Annotated in this window: 19 protein-coding genes; 9 read left to right on the top strand and 10 right to left on the bottom strand. The window is 57.8% G+C overall.

All coding sequences use genetic code 11. The features are described 5' to 3' along the window. The first annotated feature begins 47 nt into the window (after positions 1-47). Positions 48-749 (top strand): SDR family NAD(P)-dependent oxidoreductase, encoded by a 702-nt coding sequence (locus HIJ39_RS02445; protein WP_169096346.1) that lies wholly within the window; start codon positions 48-50, stop codon positions 747-749. Here HIJ39_RS02445 and HIJ39_RS02440 read toward each other — a convergent pair. Then, on the bottom strand, positions 746-2,965 hold the full coding sequence (locus tag HIJ39_RS02440) for an EAL domain-containing protein (protein ID WP_169096344.1): 2,220 nt from the start codon (positions 2,963-2,965) through the stop codon (positions 746-748). The two genes, HIJ39_RS02445 and HIJ39_RS02440, sit on opposite strands and share 4 nt — an antisense overlap. A 279-nt stretch (positions 2,966-3,244) precedes the next feature. Between HIJ39_RS02440 and HIJ39_RS02435 the strand changes: the two genes are divergently transcribed. Beyond that, a complete protein-coding gene (locus tag HIJ39_RS02435; RefSeq protein ID WP_169096342.1) occupies positions 3,245-3,541 on the top strand; it encodes an antibiotic biosynthesis monooxygenase family protein in 297 nt (98 codons plus the stop codon). A gap of 201 nt (positions 3,542-3,742) precedes the next feature. Here HIJ39_RS02435 and HIJ39_RS02430 read toward each other — a convergent pair whose 3' ends face one another. Beyond that, positions 3,743-4,321: a helix-turn-helix transcriptional regulator gene (locus HIJ39_RS02430; protein WP_169096340.1), complete on the bottom strand. Its 579-nt coding sequence runs from the start codon at positions 4,319-4,321 to the stop codon at positions 3,743-3,745. A 605-nt stretch (positions 4,322-4,926) separates the two neighbouring features. Here HIJ39_RS02430 and leuS point away from each other — a divergent pair. After that, entirely contained in the window at positions 4,927-7,371 is a 2,445-nt protein-coding gene (gene leuS / locus HIJ39_RS02425) for a leucine--tRNA ligase (protein WP_207711432.1), read from the top strand. 88 nt (positions 7,372-7,459) lie between these two features. Next, positions 7,460-7,744 (top strand): hypothetical protein, encoded by a 285-nt coding sequence (locus HIJ39_RS02420; RefSeq protein ID WP_169096338.1) that lies wholly within the window; start codon positions 7,460-7,462, stop codon positions 7,742-7,744. A gap of 40 nt (positions 7,745-7,784) precedes the next feature. On the opposite strand, the gene HIJ39_RS02415 is transcribed toward HIJ39_RS02420, so the two are convergent. From HIJ39_RS02415 to HIJ39_RS02405, 3 genes are read right to left on the bottom strand one after another with little or no spacing between them, the layout of a single operon-like run. Next, entirely contained in the window at positions 7,785-8,198 is a 414-nt protein-coding gene (locus tag HIJ39_RS02415; RefSeq protein ID WP_169096336.1) for an Hsp20/alpha crystallin family protein, read from the bottom strand. Between the two features lie 35 nt (positions 8,199-8,233). Then, positions 8,234-9,625, bottom strand: coding sequence for an ABC transporter ATP-binding protein (locus HIJ39_RS02410; protein ID WP_169096334.1), 1,392 nt, complete (start codon positions 9,623-9,625; stop codon positions 8,234-8,236). Between the two features lie 14 nt (positions 9,626-9,639). Next, positions 9,640-11,346 (bottom strand): ABC transporter permease, encoded by a 1,707-nt coding sequence (locus HIJ39_RS02405; RefSeq protein WP_169096332.1) that lies wholly within the window; start codon positions 11,344-11,346, stop codon positions 9,640-9,642. A 412-nt stretch (positions 11,347-11,758) separates the two neighbouring features. Here HIJ39_RS02405 and HIJ39_RS02400 point away from each other — a divergent pair, with 412 nt between their 5' ends. Together HIJ39_RS02400 and HIJ39_RS02395 are read left to right on the top strand one after the other, a co-directional pair. Beyond that, a complete protein-coding gene (locus HIJ39_RS02400) occupies positions 11,759-11,950 on the top strand; it encodes a hypothetical protein (protein ID WP_169096330.1) in 192 nt (63 codons plus the stop codon). 216 nt (positions 11,951-12,166) lie between these two features. After that, positions 12,167-13,435 carry a sensor histidine kinase gene (locus HIJ39_RS02395; protein ID WP_169096328.1) on the top strand — a complete coding sequence of 423 codons (1,269 nt, stop codon included), beginning with the start codon at positions 12,167-12,169 and terminating at the stop codon, positions 13,433-13,435. Here HIJ39_RS02395 and HIJ39_RS02390 read toward each other — a convergent pair. From HIJ39_RS02390 to HIJ39_RS02380, 3 genes are read right to left on the bottom strand one after another with little or no spacing between them, the layout of a single operon-like run. Next, the gene (locus HIJ39_RS02390) at positions 13,432-14,583 is read right to left on the bottom strand and encodes a GerAB/ArcD/ProY family transporter (protein WP_169096326.1); all 1,152 of its coding nucleotides are present in this window, start codon (positions 14,581-14,583) and stop codon (positions 13,432-13,434) included. The two genes, HIJ39_RS02395 and HIJ39_RS02390, sit on opposite strands and share 4 nt — an antisense overlap. 24 nt (positions 14,584-14,607) lie before the next feature. Beyond that, complete coding sequence (locus HIJ39_RS02385) at positions 14,608-15,741, bottom strand: Ger(x)C family spore germination protein (protein ID WP_243239290.1); 1,134 nt, start codon at positions 15,739-15,741, stop codon at positions 14,608-14,610. Beyond that, positions 15,734-17,506, bottom strand: a complete 1,773-nt coding sequence (locus HIJ39_RS02380) for a spore germination protein (RefSeq protein ID WP_338055059.1) — start codon at positions 17,504-17,506, stop codon at positions 15,734-15,736. Before HIJ39_RS02380 ends, HIJ39_RS02385 begins: the two co-directional genes overlap by 8 nt. A 97-nt stretch (positions 17,507-17,603) precedes the next feature. Between HIJ39_RS02380 and holA the strand changes: the two genes are divergently transcribed. Next, complete coding sequence (gene holA, locus HIJ39_RS02375) at positions 17,604-18,566, top strand: DNA polymerase III subunit delta (RefSeq protein ID WP_169096324.1); 963 nt, start codon at positions 17,604-17,606, stop codon at positions 18,564-18,566. 37 nt (positions 18,567-18,603) lie between these two features. Here holA and rpsT read toward each other — a convergent pair whose 3' ends face one another. Then, positions 18,604-18,879: a 30S ribosomal protein S20 gene (rpsT, locus tag HIJ39_RS02370; protein WP_169096322.1), complete on the bottom strand. Its 276-nt coding sequence runs from the start codon at positions 18,877-18,879 to the stop codon at positions 18,604-18,606. Between the two features lie 55 nt (positions 18,880-18,934). Here rpsT and HIJ39_RS02365 point away from each other — a divergent pair, with 55 nt between their 5' ends. Further along, the gene (locus HIJ39_RS02365) at positions 18,935-19,261 is read left to right on the top strand and encodes a hypothetical protein (RefSeq protein WP_169096320.1); all 327 of its coding nucleotides are present in this window, start codon (positions 18,935-18,937) and stop codon (positions 19,259-19,261) included. A gap of 47 nt (positions 19,262-19,308) precedes the next feature. Then, positions 19,309-20,505 carry a stage II sporulation protein P gene (gene spoIIP / locus HIJ39_RS02360; RefSeq protein ID WP_338055058.1) on the top strand — a complete coding sequence of 399 codons (1,197 nt, stop codon included), beginning with the start codon at positions 19,309-19,311 and terminating at the stop codon, positions 20,503-20,505. Here the strand turns inward: spoIIP and HIJ39_RS02355 are convergent. Further along, complete coding sequence (locus tag HIJ39_RS02355) at positions 20,478-21,503, bottom strand: hypothetical protein (RefSeq protein WP_169096316.1); 1,026 nt, start codon at positions 21,501-21,503, stop codon at positions 20,478-20,480. The two genes, spoIIP and HIJ39_RS02355, sit on opposite strands and share 28 nt — an antisense overlap. Positions 21,504-21,530: the final 27 nt, after the last annotated feature.

Here is a 21,530-nt window from a genome sequence, read left to right as displayed (position 1 = left end):
ACCAATCTTTGCCCCTGTTGGGCGAGCTTATCCGGGAGATGTTCTTTATGGCGAGAAAGGTAATCATTGCTACCGGCCTAAGTTCTGCCATTGGCCAGGCCCTCTTGGACCTGGTGAGATTGCCGGTGGTTGCATTGGGACGGACTCCCGTGGCAAGACCCGGGGTTGCCTTTATCCCCGCGGACTTTCGAAAGCCCATGGAGCTTTGGGGCCCGTCACTGGAGAGGTGGCTTCGCGAGCAAGACGCCGAGGTCTCCGGGTTGGTGCACTTGGCCGGGGTGGTGTTCAGCGATCGGATGGAGGGCACCACCTGGGATGAGTGGCGGATGATGCTTGACGTGAATCTGTCTTCAGCCTGGGCGTTGGGACGCGCGCTCTCGCCGTGGATGGCACCAGAATCGAGCGTGGTTCTGGTCGGAAGTGTCGACGCCCAATATCAAAGCCGGTTGGGTCCGGCAGCCGGCTATGGCGCCGCCAAGGCCGGCCTTTCAGGGCTGATGAGGCATTGGGCGACTGAATGGGGGCCGCGCGGAGTCCGCGTCAATTTGGTTTCACTGGGGGCGCTGGCGTCCGGCATGGGGACGCAAGATGAGGCCGCAGAGGCCGCTGTGTGCCAGCGTATCGCCTTAAATAGGCTTGGGCGTCCCGACGAGGCCGCCCAAGTGATTGCCTTTTTGTTGAGTCCCTCGGCCAGCTATGTCACCGGGGCCACGATCCCTGTTGACGGTGGGCTCAACCTTTCCTATTAGAGAAGCCGTCCGTCTTCCATGAGACAGGCGACGCTTCCCGCCAGCGAAAGCAACAGCAGGTGGGGGGTCAGCGAATGGCTCAGGGTTTCGGCCTTTCGCATGGCGTCAGGCTGCCCGGTGACCCAAATGGCGCCGATGGCTTGTCCGCCAATCAAGAGAGGGATGGCGGCCACGCCCGCCGGTGAGGCGTCAAAGACCACACATTTCTTGGCCATGGCTTCCTTGGCGACGCGGGTAATCGCCGTTGCCCGACGCCTGGGAAGGGCACCATCGACGGCCGCCAACTGTCCGTCAGCGTCAGGGCGAAGCACTCCCGTTTGATCGCCTTCCATGAGTTCCAGCAGCGTGTTCTGCACGGCGCGATGGCCGGCCGCTCCGCTGGGCGATTTGATGAGCTCCGGGAGCAATGCAATAACCCGCTGAGATTTGTCCCGTATCGCCTGCCGTGCTTCCGCATGGGTTTCCTGCCATTTTTCAATAATGGTGGTGGCCAACGAGGCTAAGGCTTCCAAGCGCCGAACCCGAGCCGGCTCGAAGCCGTTTTTGCGGCTGTGATACACTTTGAGGATGCCGAGCACCCGTCCACTGGAGAGCAACGGGATGCCTAAGGCCGCCTGGATGCCGTCTTCGAGCATTTCTTTACGCCAAGGGTCCAAGGTCGGCTCGATGTCAATGTCTTGAATCACCATTGAGGCTTGGCGCTGCAGCACCTGGCCGACCGGCCCCCGGCCATCATCGGTGGTGGGATCGAAGAGATCCTCACGGTCAAAGTCAAACGATTCCTCGTCCGCAGTGACGCAATGCAGCGCTTCATCCGTCAAGATGCCGATATAGCCAAGGTGGCCTCCCGAAACAGACAGCGCTGCTTCCATCACCTTGGCCAACAAGGGATCCAAGTCTCCTTGGGCTACCAGCGTGGAGATGGCTTCAAAGAGCGGTTCCCCAAAAGCCGGAACATCCTCGCGAGGGCTCTCATCGGACACCCAGGTCAACGCCATCAACCGCGCCACCCCTTCGGCTACGGCAATATCCTCGGGACGGATATGAAGCGGTGTGGAAAAGCCGACCGACAGGACCGCACGACTCTTCTGATGATCGACCACCGGGATAATCATCATGGATTGCATGCCATGACCCTCAGCACCGGGGCTTAGGTCCGATGGGGACTGCAGAATCTTGGTGTGTCGGTCGACCAGCGCCTGGTATACGGGATGGCCCATGTCGAACGGGATTCGCTCCGTGGGAGGCTCCTTGGGCCAAGCATAGCGAAATTCCAGGCCGTCGCTGGTCGGCGTCCATAAGATAACGTGATCGGCGCCTAAAAGACGGGCCGTCAAATGCACCATATGGCTCGCCATGCCTTCCCCGGCGGCGATGCCGTCCACCAAGCGATGCGAGGTAGTTAAAAAGGCCTGCAGTTGCGCCTGGGCATCGGGGGCCCGTCGGGTTTTTTTGGCGAGCGGGATTTGATGAGGCACGACCACGAGATGGGGGGCGGGCTTTCCCAAGAGGAAGCCTTGCCCGAGAGCGACCCCTAACTCGTGCAGCGTGACTAATTCAGCGGGAGTTTCGATGCCTTCCGCTAGAATCTCCAAGTGGCCGGCCTGGCGCGCAAACCGTACCGTACTTTCGACCAATGCATACTTGACGGTGCTCTGGTCAATATTCCGCACCAGGTTCAGATCGATCTTGGCAAAGTCCGGATCGAGCCCGACTAAGCGATTGAGTCCGGAGTAGCCGGCGCCAAAGTCGTCCAGGGCCACGGCCATTCCCACACGGCGGAAGGGCGCCAGCAATTCCACCAAAGGAAGGGACTCCGGAATAGATTCTCGTTCCGAGATTTCTATGACCATTTGCTCCGGCTTGAGATCGACCGACGCCAAAGCCTGAAACAACAAGTCCGGGTTTAACAGCGTCAAAGGCGAGACATTGACGAAAAGCCGCAAATGCGATGGAAACCGAAGGCGTTCCGCCGCCCGAAAAATCGCCGGAAGGGCAATTTCGTCAAACGTCGACAGCGAGCCAGTACCAGCTGCCGATTCCAACAACAAGCCGATCGGTACGGGGCGCTCATCGAGCCGAGGCCGACTTAGGGCCTCAAAACCAAAGGCTTGACCGCTGGGGATATGCACCAAGGGCTGAAACACCACGTCCAGCGCGGGCGCCTCGCGCCAAACCTGGTACAGCCGGGATAGCTCCCAAAGCGTTTCCTCCATACTCTTACCTCACAAAATATTGAATGGCAAAACTTCCGCGCCGTTTGAGATTCTGTTCACCAAAATCATTCTCCTTTTTTCGACCGCAAGTTTTTTCAGAGTCGGCATTTTGACTACCTTCGCTTGGCCTCCGTTTCGACAGTCATCTCAACGGGCATGCTTCAATTGCTATAGTCCAATATGGACTAATCGGATATGACTATGGTATGTTGCTGAGGACGGGATGAACGTCAGAAGTGTTCCACCATCTAACCACTATCAGCGGGGAGGGCTGCATCAATGTACGTCGTGATGAACGTGCTGAGTATTCCCGAGGACGCCAAGGGCCACATGGCGCAAATGTTTGCCGGCTCTGGTGAAAATATGAAGAAGATCCCTGGGTGTCTTGAATTCCAGTTTTTGGATGCCGTGGGCGAAAATAAACAGGTCGTCTACACCAAGTGGGAAAGCGAGGCCGATTTTGAGGCCTGGAGAAACAGCGATGCGTTTGCCCAGGCTCACTCCCATGACCGAACCTCGAGGTCGCCCGCGACGGGTTCGAAGATTGAGAAGTACACGGTGGTCTACCAGTCGTAGTTGAAGTCCTCGGTTGCCAGCTTACCGGCGATCTGCTGCCTAGATGAACGGGTGAGATCGGTATTAGACACGGGCAAAAGGGGCACTGACTGCGTGATGTGGTGCCGAGACTCCGCCGGGGCCATGTCACGCAGCTTCTTTTGAGCGTTCATGGTGATCGAAGGCGTGACTTCTTGGGCCCATCGGACTACGGGCAAGCGTTTAATGTGAGACCCCCTTGCTTGTCAGGTCATGGTTGGGTACCGCTGAAGCGGCGTCATCGGGACTATTGTATCGTAAATCGTTAATAACCTGGGTGAGCCACTCGTGGTCCAGTTTTAGGTGCGCGAGATGATGATCCATCGCGAGATCGACACCCAGGCCAAATCCATGGGGCGGGGCTTGTTCGTGGCGTGCAATTTCACGACTTAATGATTCCCGACGCTCTTCTAGGAAGTGGACCGCGTCCTCTTTGGAGAGATGATCAATGAACATCAGGCCGATGTCGCCGGTAAACTGCATCTTGTCGCCACTCATTAAATTGTCCTTAAGCAGATTGCGAAAGTACTGCATCCCCTGCGCTGTGATGGAATAGACTTTGCGAACCGGTCTATTGCCGGCCTGTTCGCTGTGAACCTCCACGAGCCCCTGTACGGCCAAGCGGTCTAAGGTGGCATAGGCGGTGGATTTCTTCATATCGGTGACCCGACTCAAGTTCATCTCGATAAACTCATTGATTTGGTAGCCATGTTGGCTATGGGCCATGAGGATGCCCAGCAGTAAAAGTTCTCTCTCGCGCACACATCTCACCTCGTGGCCGGTTTCGCTTGCGGAGGTACTATCTTATTATAGCAGGAGTATCATGGGGTACTTGAATTGGCACCGAAACCATAAGACGATGCAAACTGCCGGTGAAGTCTCGGTTTTGGTACGTGTCGGGGGCTCATCTGTCGCCGTCGATTATCGATCCTTCCGTCACGGGACCTGTTTGGCAGCCAGGTCTCCAGGCAGGCGAAGCTCTCCGTGACCGGACCTTTTGCTGTCACGTCCTTCGCTTTCGGTTCGAGGGGGGCATCATCCCCGTGAGACGGTATTGGTGACGGGGATTAGCAGTAGAAACCGGCCGCCCCGAACGACGTGGCGAATTTGCGTTTTCTCGTCGGCTTTCGTAAAATATGCAAAACGAGAATAGTGTCGATGATCCCGAATACGAAGCGATCTGGCCATCTAGCGAGTTGGGAGTGGTGAAAGCCAACGGACAGAGGCTTCTTCTCACCGGGGGAGACTGGGGAGAGCCCGTTAACGCTCGGCCGAGAGAGTCCCAGTGGGGGCTAATTGGGGTGGTACCGCGGGCAGCGCTCGTCCCTAGTCAACGCTAGGGATTTTTTATTTGGAGGAATGGTCAGTTGGAGGAGAAAACGCAAATACCGGAGCGCTATGATGTCGGCGCCGTTGAAAATTATTGGCGTCAGCGTTGGGACGAAACCCAGCCCTATCGCGCGCCCTTGACGTCTCAACAACCCAAATTCTACTGCCTCGAGCAGTTCCCCTATCCATCCGGCCACTTGCACATGGGGCATGTTCGGGTTTACACGCTCGGGGACGTGATTGCCCGATACCATCGCATGGCCGGATACGCGGTACTGCATCCGATGGGCTGGGATGCTTTTGGCATGCCGGCGGAGAATGCTGCCATCAAATCGGGTATCCCGCCTAAGGTCTCAACCATGGGCAACATCGACTACATGAAGCGGCAGATGCAGCAGATGGGGCTGTCGTTTGATTGGAGTCGCGAGGTGACCACTTGTCTGCCCGATTATTATCGCTTCACCCAAGAGCTCTTCTTGCTCTTCTTTGAGCGAGGATTGGCATATCAGCGGGCCGGCGCCGTGAACTGGTGCCCGAGTTGCGAGACCGTGCTGGCCAACGAACAGGTCGAGGATGGGCTGTGTTGGCGCTGCGACTCGGTCGTGACCAAGCGCGATCTGACGCAATGGTATTTCCGCATTACCGCCTACGCTGATCGACTGCTGGAAGGATTGAAAACCATTGATTGGCCGGAGGAAATCAAGGCCCAGCAAACCCATTGGATTGGACGCAGCGAGGGGGCGGCGGTCGAGTTTGAGCTAATCGGCTTTCCTGACCGAGTGCGCGTCTTCACGACGCGCCCGGACACCCTTTATGGAGCGACCTATATTGTGCTGGCGCCCGAGCACCCCTTGGTTCAAAAAATCATTCAGGGCCGACCGGAGGAGGCCACCGTGCGGGGCTTCGTGGAGCGGGAACGCTTGGTCAGCGACATGGAGCGGACAGCCGAAAACACCGAAAAACGCGGGGTGTTTACCGGGGTCTTTGCCCGCCATCCGCTGACCGGCGATCCCATCCCGGTCTGGGTGGCCAACTATGTGCTGGCCGACTACGGCACAGGGGCGGTAATGGGGGTTCCCGCCCACGACCAGCGGGACTACCTCTACGCGGTGAAATATCAGTTGCCCATTCGCCGGGTGGTTCAGCCCGCATCTCATGAGGAGCCGGAGCTGCCTTATGTGGCTCCCGGGGTGCTGGTGGATTCAGGGCGGTTTAGCGGGATGGATTCTGAGGCTGCCAAGTCTGCCATTGCCGATCATTTGAAGAGCATGGGCTTCGGCGAGCCTCGAGTCAGCTATCGCATGCGGGATTGGCTCATTTCCCGACAGCGTTATTGGGGCGCACCCATTCCCATTATCCACTGCCCATCGTGCGGTCCGGTACCGGTTCCCAAAGACCAGTTGCCGGTGCTGTTGCCGGACAATGTAGCCTTTACCGGACGCGGTGCGTCACCGTTGGCGCAAGCCGAGGATTGGGTCAATACCGTCTGTCCAAGGTGTGGTGCACCGGCACGGCGGGAGACGGACACCATGGATACCTTTGTGGACTCCAGCTGGTACTATTTGCGCTACACATCGCCCGAGAGCGTTTCCGAACCCTTTAATTCCGAGCTGGCCAACTACTGGATGCCGGTTGACGAATATGTCGGCGGCAAGGAACACGCTGTGCTGCACATGCTGTACTCCCGATTCTTCACCAAGGTGCTGCACGATGCGGGATGGATAGACGCCGACGAGCCGTTCAAAAGCCTGTTGGTACAGGGAATGGTGGTCTATGGGGGTGCCAAGATGTCCAAGTCCAAGGGCAACACCCTGAGCCCGGAGACCATTTTGGCCGAATGGGGCACGGATGCGACCCGCCTCTTCATGCTGTTCGCGGCACCGCCGGAAAAGGATTTTGAGTGGTCGCAGCAGGGGGTAGAAGGCACGTACCGATTCCTGCAACGCGTCTTCCGGCTGGTAGTCCGCCCGCATTCATCGGGATCGGACGCCAAGGCGCGAGAATCCTTAAAGCGCATTCAGGCCCGCACGATAAAGAAAGTGGGTGAGGATATCGGAGTCCGGCGGGCCTTCAATACCGCCGTCAGCGCGCTAATGGAGTACACCAACGCGCTATATCAGGATTTAGAGCACGTCGAGGCTGACGAACAGCAAGAGTTGCTGGGGACGTTGGTGTTGCTTCTGGCCCCCATGGCGCCGCATTTGGCCGAAGAGCTGTGGCACCGGCTGGGCCATCAAGAGAGCGTTCATCTAGCCGCCTGGCCGACCTATGATCCGGCCTGGCTCAAGGAGCAGGAAGTCGAGATTGTGGTGCAGGTGAACGGCAAGGTTCGGGGCCGCTTGACCGTCGATGCGGATTGGGACGAAAACGCCATCCGGGAGGCCGCGCTGGCTCACGAAAGTTTGACGCCCCACCTAGAAGGCCGCACCATTAAAAAGGTGGTGGTGGTTCCGGCGCGCCTGGTCAATGTGGTGGTGAGTTGAGCGTCGCGGTTGAATGCGGGCCTGGGGGCTGGTACGATCGGGACAGACATGGAGCGAAAGGATGGGAAGGCCGCCCTGGGCCCTTTAAATGAAAACCGTTTTGGCGCTTCTTTTGGCCCTGTCGTCGGCCGTGATTGGATCGGTAGTAGGCCGTTCCCGAAGACCCATGGGCCGCTTTTCCATGGGGCAGGTGATCCTCATTGCGTTAGCCGCGGTTCTTGTCGCCGAAGGCGGCACGATTGTCTGGGTAGGGCCGCCGGATTCGGTTTTTCAGCCGGTGTTGGGAGGCTTGGTGTTAGGCTTTGTGGCCGGGTTCTTCAGCGGTCGCAAGCCGCCGCCTCCGGATCAATTGCCGCCTAACCGGCCCCATTGATACAGCGACCCTCCGGGATACAGCCCAGAGGGTCGCCGCGTTATTGCGGCTGGATGTCGTGGAGCGAGATCCGGCGGCGGTGTCCCGCCGCTTTTTGCGCGGTGATGGACAACAGACCGTGGCGCCAGGCAGCCTCGGCGGTGTCCGGATTGATTTCCGTCGGCCAAGAGACCACCACGTGGAACGGGCGTCCAGCGCGCGCGTCCACTTCGCCCGGACAGGCTGGGAATTCACCCTGGACCATGACCGCCTCTTCGTCCACTTCAATATTGACCAGTTCCGGGTTCACGCCCGGCAATTCAAACTCGGCCAAATATCCGTGGTCCAATTGGTGCATATGGGTGTGCGGCCGGGTTTGGTCGAGGTTCCAATCTTCCCGCATCCGGCCCCACATGCGGGTCATGTCGTCTTTCAGGCGTTCCATGTCGTTCATATCCCAACGCAATAAGGACATGCGGATCACCTCCGATTCCAGTATGTCCGAATCGGTTAGGATTCTTGTGGCAATTCCTCGGGCTGACGCTCCTCGGTTTGATCTTCATCCAAATATAGTTGCTCGGTGTCGGTGTCATAGTGAAACAGGTCGGCATAGCGTCCCCAGTTGATGGCGGTCGTAAGCTGCCGCTCAGCTTCTTCGACGGAAAAATGTTCCTCTAAAATGTCCGTAAAGAACTCCTTGTTCATGGCGTGATTGGCTTTTGTGACTAAAACCCGCTGGATGAGGCGAAAGATGGGGATGTCTCTTAGCTGTTCTCGGATGATGGCTTTGCGGTCATTGATATCCCCTTCGACAAAGGTGCGGCCGAGGTCGGTAATGAAGAGGTCGCCTTCCTTGACCTCCGCCAAGTGAAACAACTCCGCCGTTTCCGTAACCGGCAGCAAATCATCGACTTCCAAAAACAGCTCGGCGCCCAAGCGATATAGATCGTCGTGCCCGCCGCGATCCAGCACCAGTTCCATGAGGCCTGAAAGCATGGAAATGTGCCCATAGGGGATGGGCTTCAACCGAGGCCGTTCTTCGAGCTCCTGGGCGTCCGACGGTATGGCCGAGGTCGCCGTCGTCAAGTCTTCCTCTTCTTCCTCATCGTCCCATCCGGTCACGATTTTGTAGACTTGGTCCACCATCTGGACAAATTCCGGGGCCTTGCGGTTTCGCGGATATGGCAGGGAGTTCTCCAAGTCGGCTACGATGCGGGCCGGATTTTTGGACAGAACGATGATGCGGTCAGCCATGTAGACCGCCTCTTCAATGCCGTGGGTCACCATCAGCACGGCGCGCGTGGGGATTTTGGATTCCAGCCACAAGTCCAAAAGCTCTGAGCGTAGATTTTCCGCCGTCAAGAAGTCGAGGGCGGAGAAAGGCTCATCCATGCACAACAGTTCTGGGTCCACGGCAAGGGCCCGGGCGAAGCCGACGCGTTGCCGCATGCCCCCAGAGAGTTCCTTGGGGAAGGCGTCCTCATAGCCATTGAGACCAATGACATCGATGAGTTCAATAGCCCGCTTGCGACGCACCTCGGGCTCGACGCCCTTGGCCACCAAGCCTAACTCCACATTCTGCTGGACGGTTAACCAAGGATAGAGGGCAAAGCTCTGAAATACCATGGCAGCCCGCGGATTCGGCCCTTCGATGGGTCGTCCGCGATAGAGCACGGTGCCGTATGATGGCGCGGCCAGGCCGGTTATGATGCGCAGAAGCGTTGATTTTCCGGACCCACTGGGACCCAAGAGGGCAATAAATTCGGCCGGTTGAATATCCAAGGTGATGTCATCCAGAACCCGGATATCATAGTTGTCGGGCTGCTTGTACATTTTAGTCACGCCCAATAGGCGCACGAGCGCATCATTTTTTTGAGCGGCCTTCTTCAACCCGGAAGCCATTTTTCCACCTCGCTTCAAGAAACAGAATAGCGTTCTGCAGCCTTATTATATAAGCGCCGCCAGACTAGGCGGTTGACGAGAACCACCGTCAAGGCCAGCATCGCGGTCGCCAAAAGAAGAATGGGAAAGCCATGGTGCTGGGAACTTTGCGCGATGATAGAGCCAACACCGAAGGTGGTGTAGGTGTGCCCATGGAAGCTGACGTACTCGGCCACGATGCTGGCGTTCCAAGCGCCGCCCGCGGCGGTAATCAAGCCGGTAATGAGAAACGGCGCGATAGACGGAAGAATCAGCGTGCTCCAGGTTTTGGCCCGGCTTAAGCGAAACATGCGGGTCGCTTCGCGCAAATCTTCGGGAATGGCGGATGCTCCGGCAATGACGTTAAAGAGAATATACCACTGCGTGCCAAGGACCATCAAAAGCACGGCGGCCGTGTTCAGCCCTCCATTTAGGTGCAAGAGAATCGCCACCAGCCCCGGAAAAAGGGCTGTGGCGGGAACTGACGCGGCAATTTGCGTGACCGGGGTGAGACGAGCCGCCCATTTGCGGTTAAGCCCAATAAACACGCCGACCGGCACTGTCCATAGGACGGAGATGAAAAGCGCCACCACGACCCGGCTTAAGGTGGCCAAGGTTGCCAAGACCACGGTGAGCACCTGGTGGCCATTTAAATGGCTGAGCAGATGGACTGCGCCTTCCAGGGCGGTGAGGATAATGACCACCACGGCCGCGACAATGAGCCAGCGGATTAGGGCAGAGACGGTAGATACGGCCGTTCGTTCCCGAAATCGCGGCAACGTATGGGAAAACAGCCGGTCGCTCCATTCCGTCAGAGGATACCAAATGTGATCAGCCATCCACTCCAAGATGAGCGATCGGCGAAGCACTCTCAGCACCGTCGAGCGGGGGCGATCGGCACTTTCCACCATCTCCATCTTAAATTTGTCCGCCCAGGCCAGTAGAGGCCGCCAGATTAACTGGTCCATCAACACGATGACCAGCACCAAGGTCACCAGTCCCGCCAGTTCAGCCCCCCACCGGCCTTGATTGGCTGCCGTCTGCAGATAAGACCCGAGACCTTGAAGCTGATAGCTGTGGTTCCCCAACGAGAACATTTCACAGGCCATCAAAAAGAACCAGCCGCCGGCCCACGACATCATGGAGTTCCAAACCAAGCCAACCATAGCATAGGGCAGTTCCATGGTGCGAAATCTCTGCCATGCCGAAAGATTGAGTGAGAGCGCCGACTCGCGCAAGTCGCGGGGGATGGTGATGAAGCCGTGATAGGTGGCAAACACCATGTTCCAGACCTGGCCGGTGAAAATGAGGATAATGGCTGCGAGATTGACACCGATGCGGGAACCGGGAAACAGCGCGATAAAGGCCAACAACACGACCGGCAAGAAGGACAGCACCGGAATGGACTGCAAAATATCCAACAAAGGAATCAAAATTTTCTCCGCGCGGCGGTTGAATGCGGCGACATAGGCGTAGATCAGGGTGAAAATTAAGGAGACGACATACGCAGCCGCCATTCTGAGCCATGAATATAAGGCATCCAACGGCAAACGCCACCAGACTAACGAAATCTGCCCGGATTCCGCGGCGTAGGGGTGGCTATGCGTCGCCCAGCCAATCACCATAGAGATGACAGCGAGAATCGACGCACCCACCAGGATATCTGCCAATCCCACACCGGGGCGTTCCCGTGCTTCGGGCATAGATGCTCCCTCCCTCCGGATCCCAATTGACCAACCATCTGCTATAAGGGTCCGAGCGTGCGTCCATCGTCGCCTCACCTCCCAGAGCGAGCGAAAGTCTCCAATCCCCTCTATTATGCACGTTATCCGGCATTGCGTAAAACCTCAGTGAAAGGTTCTGAGCCATCGGCTCTCGCCCGCCGGAGGAAGTGAGCAAATCATTTGTTTTCGGGACAGACGGCATGGAGATAGTGGACAGGGGCATTTTCTGCTGTCGGGTGCAGTCGGGACTCGATTTTCGATAGAAGACCGCGCGATGACCGTTATCCCAAGCGAGTTCCATTTTTTGGAAGTTTGTGGTATCATGTCCTAAAACTGCAGGCGTGTTTCGTCAGCCAGCTCTGCTTCTTCGCCCGCCCGAGGAGGAATTTCGGTGCCCCGGCGTGTTGTTCGTCTCCATGTGGTTAGGGCCCGCTCTGTGCCCGTTGTCCACCTATTCGGCCGTTCATACCGTGTGACGGGTCGATGGCTCATCAGTCTTTTAGCCATGAGCCGCCGCCTTCGGAAGACGCGTTCGGAAAACGAGGATATCGTTACGGTGCGCGGCGGCCGGCCGTTGTTGTGAACCGACTTGGGATGAAAGGGGAGAAAGGGGGAAAGGGGGAAAGGCCACCCTTTGTGGCAGGGGCTAAGAGTTCACACGTTAAACCTCGGCTCACAGAATAGAGGCAACAAAGGGAAAATGGGTGATAAGAGAAGGAGTACGTCACATTATGTCGAATGAGCGATAATGAGAAAACGCCCCAACTACAGCTCCCAATCGCACAAAGGTGGCGGATGAATGACCTTTAACCATGACGACAATGACTTCATCTTTCGATTGACCGATGATATTTCACTTGTAAACGATCTGGTACTTCGCCGGGACGTGTTGGATCGGCTGCCGATCCCGCTCATCTTGTCCATTGATGGCGCGCCCGTGTGGAAAAACACCTGGGCGACATACCTCGAAGAATGGACAGATTCTGCATGGATACGAGGCTTGGCGCACGAGGCTCGGGAATCAACGGCGCCTCAGGAACGGGTGGTGACGTTGGCTTCCGGCCGCGCCTTTACGGTGCACTCCTATCCGGTCACGGCGCTTGACGGCACACCCGTAGCCACGTTGCATTCGCTAGGGAATCCCTTGGCGGGCGTTGCCATGGACATGCTGGAGACCGCCGTGATGGTGGCCCGCAACCGCGAAATCGTCTGGAGCAATGGGGCGGCTCGCCGTGCCTTTGGCCTGACCGAGCATTCCCTTTGGGATGACCTCTACGGGTTTCCCGCATGGGATGAGGTGGTGGAGGGCGCAATGACCAGCCGCCAGGGCGAGTATCGAATGCGTTGTCTGGGCATTGGAGAGTATGTACTGGTGGAATCCTGGCGGCCGGACGCAGCCGACATGATGGACACCATTCCCATGGAGCAAGTGGCGAGCCTCGTGCATGAAATTCGAAATCCCTTGGCGGCGCTGTCGGGGTATATTGAAATGGCGCAATTGGAAGCGGATCCGGGATCCCAAAATTATTACCAAGAAATGATGCAGGAAATTGACCGTCTGAGCCGCTTCACGGCGGACTTAATGGCCGTGGCCCGGCCCATATCGGTCAACCCGGACTGGACCGTGATTAATGACTTGGTTGAGCATGCATGGTTTGCCGCCGGTCGGGGGCGGCGGCCCAAGAAGAAAGCTGTGACGTTGAAAAAGTCCTATGACGAGACTCAACAGATCTGGGCCGATCGCGATCGTTTGCAACAGGTTGTGACGAACCTGGTCAAGAATGCCGTCGAGGCGCTTTCCCAATCCGGAAGCGTCGTCGAGGTGGAATGTCACGACCGCGGCGATCATTGGCTTCTAGCTGTCTCCGACGATGGCCCAGGGCTTCCCCCGGACCTCCTTGGACGCCTTTTTGTGAGTCGCTTCACGACCAAGGACAGCGGCAATGGCTTTGGCCTCATGATTGTGCGCCGGATTGCGGAAGCGCACGGGGGCACGGTGCGCGTGACGGTGGATGGCGGGACCCGGGTTGAGGTCACCATTCCCAAACCCGACAACGAGGGGCGTTAAAGCTCCTTGCCCTTTTCGGGCATGGTTTTCAAATGCAGCGTTTTTTCCTTGCGGATGGCGGCAACGGTCAACACCAGGAGGGGAATGCCGACGAGATAGCCGACGCCAAAGGGGATCAGCCAGCGCTCGGTCCAAATGTTGGTGACCTGGGCATTCGGGAATAGAATCTCGCCCCAAAATGCCAGCCCCCCCATGATAATGAGGCCCAGCGTATAGCGGATGGAGACAAAGGACTTCAAAAACACGGAGAGATCGTGCGCCAGGCACCACAGTCGGACGGATACGAAGGCGGTCACCACGATAGTCCAAAGAACAATGAGCAGCGTGCCGAGTTTGGAGATGTAGAAGCCGGAAATGGAAATGATGCGATAGGCGCTGGCCAGCGGCCAACGGAGTTGGCTGGTCATGGTGGGGCCAAACACCCCCACAATCACCTCATATTGCATGGTCAACGCCAAGATGATGCCGAAAAGCGCGTAGTAGCTGTACCGCTCCGCCTTCTTCTGGTCACCCTCCCGAACGAACGGGTAAAGGGTCACGGATAGCTGAAAGCCAATGAAGATAAGGAACTGGCGGTACGCTCCCTTCAAAATGGGGAGGATGCTGATGTCGCCGCTGGGCATGAGAAGCGTCGGATGGCGGATGGAGACGGCCGCCAGTGAAATGGAAAGCACCGTCAGAACCAAGAGCGGGATGTAGCTTGCCTGCAAGGTGCGGGCCAGCGCGGCCGCGCCACTCCAGGCCATGGTGATGGCGGTGAGCGTGAGCGCCCCGTCAATCGCCCAAATGGGCGTGGAGGGAAGAAATACGTTCCCGAGAACCATGCTGAAGAGGACAGTCGCGGCGATTACCAGCGCCAGATGATATACAATCGTATACACCCCGATTAGGTAGCCGACCGGTTTGGACAGCAAACTGGACGCGAACCCGGAGAGGGTCTCGTTGGGGGCCACGCGATTCGTGCGGAAGATAAGGCGCATTAGGGCGAAGGCAATGAGACCGTCCAGCCAAAAGGCATAGAGGCCCTCCCGCCCCGCCGACGAGACTGCTTCCCGCGGAAAATAGAAAATGCCGAGCCCCGTATAGGCGGCGGTCATCATGGTGGCGAATTGCCCTGCGCTAATGCGTCGCAACTTCTGTTTGGCCATAGTCCCCCCAGAAAACTTGGTGTGCTACTTAATGTCTCCCATCTTGTTGATTTTTACCGTTGTCTTGACGGTGAAATGGACGTGCGGATACTCCTGGTGCCAGTTTTTAAAGCGTTTAAACGCTTCGGGGTGGGTCCAGGAGAGTTGCCGGCCCACGCCCAAGACGTCCGCCTCGTTTTTCTGCGTCGTGTCGAGAAACTGGAGCACCCGTTGCCCGATCGCCGCTGAGCTGGCTTGACTTAGTACCGCCAATTGATGGGTGGATTCCGTTCCCGTGCTGATGGATTCCAGGGTCTCAGTGGCCTTGAGGGATACCGTGGCATCCACCGTGTTCCCCTTGGGCGTCACCGCGAGATGCATCGAGGTGTTGACGAAGTTGAACTCTGCGTTCCAGTGCTGCGGGAAGAACAGCGAGGTTTTTCGGCTCTTACCCGTGGCCAGGGCGAAGGCGGCGGTCTCGGTGTGGCCGAAGCTCCGCACGTACTGATAGCCGCGGTAGACGGCGATATGGTCCACCGCGGGCCCTTGCGAGGTCGGGGTAATTTCCGGCAGTACCAAATCCACGCCGGGTGTGGTGAGGCGTTCCGCCATTTGCCAAAGCCGCACCCCCAGGCCAAACTGGGTACAGAGCGCACAGGAAAAAAGCTCCTCGAAGTAGAGCGCCGGAAATTCCTCTTGAGTCATTTTGACCGCCACCACCTTGTCAAAGGGGGCCGAGGCCGCGGCTACAAAAGGCGTTTTGTCCAAGGTGCCAATCCGCTCCAAGGCGTTTTCCAGAAGCTTCAACGTCTTGGCGCTCAGTTGGGTTGAGAACACCAGCAAAATGGTGTGGCCCAAATAGAGGTCGCGATTGGTTTTGGCCTGGGCCGCCGAAAAGGCTTGAGCCAAGGTATAGCCGGTCCCGGACAAGGTATCGGAGGGTGGTCCCTTCCCGCCGCTACCCCCGGAGCCCGAGCCGTTGCTGCTGGTGAGCCCCGTTGGCGTAGGGAAGGCGAAATCGACGGTGACTTCGCCAGGCTTGGGGCCGGGATAAAAGCCCATGGCCAAGACCAAGGTGCGGGTATCGAGCGGCATGTCGTCCCAGCAGCCGGACAAGAGCACGCTGACGGTCACCATCACGAGAAAGGCGGCCATCATCCGCCGTATACGCCTAATCATTAACGCGCTCCTCTGCCACCCGATGCAGCGGCGGGTTTTCGCCCGGGTTGAGATTGTAGTTCGCCGACTTTTGGGGCTGGAGCGTTTCGAGAGCGCGGGGGCGCTCGGTCATCATGGGTGTCGGGAAGCGCACAAAGGTATCGCGAATGTCGCGACCGCGGTATGGCCCGAAGGGACTTAGATACGGTACCCCGAAGACTTCCAACGAGGCCAGATGAGCTAAAACCATCAAGAGCGCCAGAATGATGCCGTAAAGTCCTAAGAAATACGAGGCGGTAATGAGAAACCAGAATAAGACGCGCCACGGCACCGCCATCTCATAGCTCGGCGAGGTAAAGAGCCCCAAGGCGGTCAAGGTGATGATGACAATCATCAGCGGGGAGACAATGCCGGCCTTCACAATGGCTGTACCCACCACAATAGCGCCCACCGTACCCAGGGTTTGAGAGAGCTCCTTCGGCAGTCGCAGGGCTGCTTCCCGTAAAACTTCAATGATAGCCCACATGGTCATCACCTCAAAAATGGGCGGAAATGGAAGGCCCACGCGAGATCCCGCGATCGTCAGCACCAGCTTGGTGGGCAAAAGATCGGGGTTCACACTGGTGAGCGCAATATAGAGCGGCGGCAGCAATAGTCCCAAAAAAAGTCCGAGAAAGCGAATGAGCCGCTCCAAAGTGCCATACCAGGAGTTCATGGTGTAGTCCTCAATGGTTTGATAGAAGTCCATCAGGGTGTTGGGAGCCAGCATCACAAAAGGGGTGGTGTCCACCAAAATGGCGATTTTTCCCATGGAGAGCTCGCGGGCCACCACGTCCGGCCGCTCGGTGCGGCGGATTAGAGGAAAAAGCGTTTGCGCGCCATCGGTGAGATAGGGGATTAATTCCTGGCCTGTCTGCACCTCGGCGAGCTGCGCCACCGCTAGCCTTTCCTTAGCGGCTCGTACGATGGCGGGATTGGTCAGCCCTTCAATGTGGGCGATAGCCACATTGGTGTGGCTTAAGGATCCCACGGAAATGTTGTCAAAGTGCAAATCGGGGCTCTTGATGCGCATGCGAATGAGGTTCATTTGGGTCAAAATCACCTCGTTGAATGCTTCCTGTGATCCCATGACGGTACGCTCGGTGGTGGGCGTACTGATGCTGCGGGCCGGGTATTTCACCGTGTCCACCACCAGCACACTTTGCGTACCCTCGATAAAGAGAATGGTATTGCCGCCCATGAGCTTCACCAAGAGCTTGTTCCAACTGGTCTCCACGGCGAGGTGTCCCGAGGCCACGACCGAGTCATGCACAATTTGATGGGCCCGGTTGGGATCTTGGGTGATCGTGTAGGCGCGATCGTATTCCTGAGAGACCATAATGGTGTCCTGGTCAATAATCTGGGAGTCCGATAGACCGTCCACAAAGGCAAGTACGGCTGGGATACGGACCGTGCTTCCGATGTAAAAACGGCGGATAATGATGTCCGGTGACTGCCCCACGGTGTTCTTTAGCCGCTCATAGGCTGCCTCCACGTGGCCGGAGAATTCATCCAAGGAACCCGATCCGGCCAGGTCGGTCGCAAAGCCGCTCAGTCGTTTTTCCAACGTGGAGGTTTCCGTGATAATGTCTTTTAGAAGCGTCATGTCGGTGCCATTGACGACCTCGAGCGCGGCACCGGCGGTTTTGATATTGTCGCTCAAGACGGCCGCCTTGGCTTCCAACGGGCTTAGCTTGTCCGTGGTTGCCGCTGCCGTTTTTTTAGGGCGCCGGGAAAAAGGCCACACGGTTGTCCCTCCTTTCGGGGTGTACGGTTCCCCGACGCGGGCTCTCTTGGTACAATGTGGCCAAGTTGGGTTCAGGCTATGCGAGGGAGAGTGCCACATGACGGTTGAAGAAGCCATGGAAGTGGTCCGTCGCGGCCACTTGGAGGCGGTGTACGTCTTGGCAGGCCCTAATCGCTTTTGGGCGCGGGTGTGGCTTGACGCGGCACGCGAACGGATGTTGGGGGCGGACAATCAGACCGGCTTGGTGCGTATGGACAACGCCCTCGACTTTAAGACGGTCGAGCTGGAATTAGCCTCGGTTGGGTTCTTTCAAGAGAGCAAAGTGGTGGTGGTGGAAAATCCCCGCTGGCCCAAGAAGGACGAGGTTGTGAGCCGCTATGCCGCCTCGCCGATTCCGGGGACGCTGCTAGTGATACTGGAGGAAAAGGCTCAGCCGGGATTGGCCAAGGCTCTGGGAAACCACCGTTATGTGGAGCTGAAGAATCTCTCGCCGGGGAGCTTCAAGCGTTTCGTGGAGGAGGAGAGCCGCCGCCAAGGCGTGACCTTTATAAAAGACGGGTTGGAGACCTTTTGCCGACTAGCGTCCGGCAACGAGTCTCACGCCATTCAGGAGTTGGCCAAGCTGTCGCTTGCCGGGATGAATCCCTGGGACGGCCGGACGGTGTCAGAGACTGTCTTGCCGCTGCCCTCGGACGAGCCCCTGTGGGATGTCACCGATGCGTTTTTGGCCCGCGATATCAAAAAGAGCATGGCGCGGCTCCATCACCATCTGGGCCGGGGGGTGCCGCCGTTGGTGCTGTTTATTATGATGGCGCGCCAACTGATTCAAATTGATCGGGCGAAGCGGGCCCAGGCTCAAGGCATTCCCGTATCGCTGTTTCAAAAGAACGAGGGTTTGAAGGACTTCGTCGCCAAGAAAATTTGGGGGGCGGCCAAGCGCTGGCCGGACCCCAAGATTGCGGAGCTCATGGAGTGGGCGGGCAAAATCGACCTCGCCCTCAAGACAGGCTATGGCGAGCCCGATGTGTGGGTCTTGATGTGGACCGCCCTGGCGGGGTGAAAAAATTCCCCCCGGATACCGCGGGGGGCGAAAAAGGTTAGCTCGCAGATTGTTTGGCCTTCTGCAGCCGCTGTGCCAGACGCGACTTGTGCCGACTGGCATTGTTGCGGTGAATGGCACCTTTTTGCGCCGCACGGTCCAAACGTCCGTAGCAAAATGTAAGCGCTGTTTCCGCCGCCGTCAGATCGCCCCGATTGAGCGCATCCTCGAAGCGCCGGACGGCCGTACGCACCATGGTCTTTCGAATCTTGTTGCGAAGTGTACGAACCTGGGTTTGACGGATTCGTTTCTTGGCAGACTTAATATTGGCCACGCCGATACCTCCTGACGGTGAATTATACCATGGCCAAGAACGGTGGTAAAGAGCGATGACGCTTGTCACCCTAAGCCGCTTTTTGGGGGTCATTGTTATTCTCGGGCTCATGGCCGTTTTGTGGCCCGGGCTGCGCTGGGGCTTTGTCGATGTGCTGATGCTGGCGGTGATACTGTCTTTAGCCGACTGGATGATGAGCCGGGTCATGGGGAAGACGTTTAGTGCCAAGTTTGGGGGCGTGGTGGGATGGCTTTCTGCTGTGGTGGTTCTCTACGCCATCTCCTGGCTCATTCCCGGAGCCCGTATGAGTGCGCTCGCGGCCTTAACGGCGGGGACGGTGCTTTGGGCTATCGGCCGATTCTTTCCAGCTGTCTACGGGTAGGTCTATCCCCCCATTTTTTACCATAGGTATTGATGGGGGGATTCAACGTGGCACGTTGGCGTCATCCGGCGGTGATTTGGCTTCGCCGTATCAAAAAAGAGCAATACTGGCGTGGGAAGCGACCGCGGCGTGTCCGGCGCATGCCGTGGACAAGCGCCACGCTGTATGGCGTGGCATTGCTAGCGGCGGGGCTGGTGCTCTGGCGGGTGCCGGCCAATCCCGGCACGCTCCCGGTGAGCAGCCGGCCCGTGTCGGACAGGCCATCTTGGATGGATCGCGGCATTGCCGGCCTGAAGGCGCCCGAGAGCACACTCAAGGCTTGGATTAACGACGGCATCCCCTTAATTGGGCTGACGTTGAATCCTAGCAATTTTGCCATGCATGTACGGGACTTGCTGACGACAGGATTGACGGAAGTATCAGGCGTGCATATCACCAGTCTCAAGGGACTGCTGGCCATGGAAATTCCCCAACTGGCGGCCTTGCCCCATGTCACGCCTCCCACCCATCGCGTCGCCACGGCGAATCCATCCAAGGCGCCGCGCCCCAAAGAGCAGGATGCGGTGGACAAGTCGTTGCCCGGAGCCGGTGGACGGGTTTGGGCGGAATTGGGCAAGGACCCGCAGGTTGGCCTTTACCAAACTCACAGCCATGAATCCTTTTGGCCCTATGTGGCGGCGGGGTCAAGCACGGCCTACTCCACCGACTGGTCTAAGACCATCGTGCAGGTCGGATGGTGGCTCTCGGAAGATCTTCACCGGGAGGGGCTCTCGGTGGTGCAGTCGCGGGTGGACAACATGTCAGAAGGGGTGCTGGCCAGCTATAATAAGTCGTATTACACGGCGAAAACACTCCTCAAGTGGTACCCCACCGTCCGCATGCTCATCGATCTGCATCGCGCGCCTGACAATGTGGGTCCGGCGAACATTCACGGTCATAAGGTGGCCAAAATTTTATTGGTGGTGGGTACCAATAAGCTTTTGCCCAACCCCTATTGGCACGAAAATTTGCAAGTGGCACTGAAATTGGCCCGTGCGCTTAAGGGACTGGCGCCAGGGATTTTGGAGGGAAACGGCATCGACATGGTGCCGTATCGATACAATCAGCAGTTGATGCCGGCCGACTTGATGATTGAAGTGGGGGGGCCCAACAATACCCTGGCGGAAGAACGCTATGCCGTCCACGACTTGGCCGAAGCCATTCATGAACTGTTTCATCAGGACGCGGTTCCCGCGCGTCCATGAATGGATGCCTGGAGGGCTGCAAACCCGGCCGCCCAGAGCGGGGCGCTATTCAACATAAGGGCGAATCCGGCGTTGAGGCCGATATTCTGCCCTAGCCACCAGAGGGCGAGTAAGAGAACCAGGGCTGCCACCAAGGACAGGGTGGAGCGGGGACGGAGGCCCAAAATACCGATAAGGGCGGTTAAAACCGTGAGCACCAGATTGAGGACCAATGGATCCCGTGCGGCCGCTTGGTGCAAGGCCCGAATCGTGCTCCACAAAAATGACGGTTCGGCAAGGTGAGGGCCGGTAGGAAATAGGCAAGCCAGCCGCTGGGAGGAGAAAAAGGTGAGTTGCACGAGTGTCCCAATAGCCCAGAGGGCAATCCAGGCGCCTTGCAGGATGCGGCCGTATCGGGCTTCCCATCCCCGATCCGGCAGAACCAAGAGAAGCGACAAGCCCGCCAGCAAAAACCCGGGTCCCGGAGCCCCGCTCCACCAAGAGTTTCGGCAGGAGAAAAGAAATCCGATGCCTTCCGGAAAAATGGCGATGAAGAGACCCCATGCCACCGATATGGCAGCCGTTACCCGTCCGAGTGGCGTGCCGCGTTCGGTGAGCAAAAACAGCCCCAGCACCGCCTCAATCATAAAAACTAGGATGTTGTACATAATCGGGTGGATGCCGAAGCCCCTGAGCCAGGTGTTGACCATCGCACGACCCAGGCTTCGTTGGGCCAATACCAGGGGTAAATTATGCATAAGATGGGTGGGCATTAACGCCACCACAGGGGGAATTTGGGCCAGCCCCGAGAGGATGAGGTAGGCACCCAGCCACCACCACAAAAGAACGGCTGGGCGAGGAGGATGGGGCTTGGGCTTTTTCTTGACCGGCTCATCGGTTACCCAAGGCATAAATGCCTCATAGAGAAAAAGGCTGCCGAACTTAAACGCAACGCCGGCGCCATAGAGAATCGCCGCCCAGATGAGGACCGAGTAATAAAAACCGACCGAATGTGCCACCCACATCCCTCCTACAAGGGATTAACG

The sequence above is a fragment of the Sulfobacillus harzensis genome (assembly GCF_012933365.1).
GTDB lineage: Bacteria > Bacillota > Sulfobacillia > Sulfobacillales > Sulfobacillaceae > Sulfobacillus_B > Sulfobacillus_B harzensis.
Note: the sequence above shows the minus strand (reverse complement) of the source record. Positions and strands in the feature narration are given on the sequence as shown.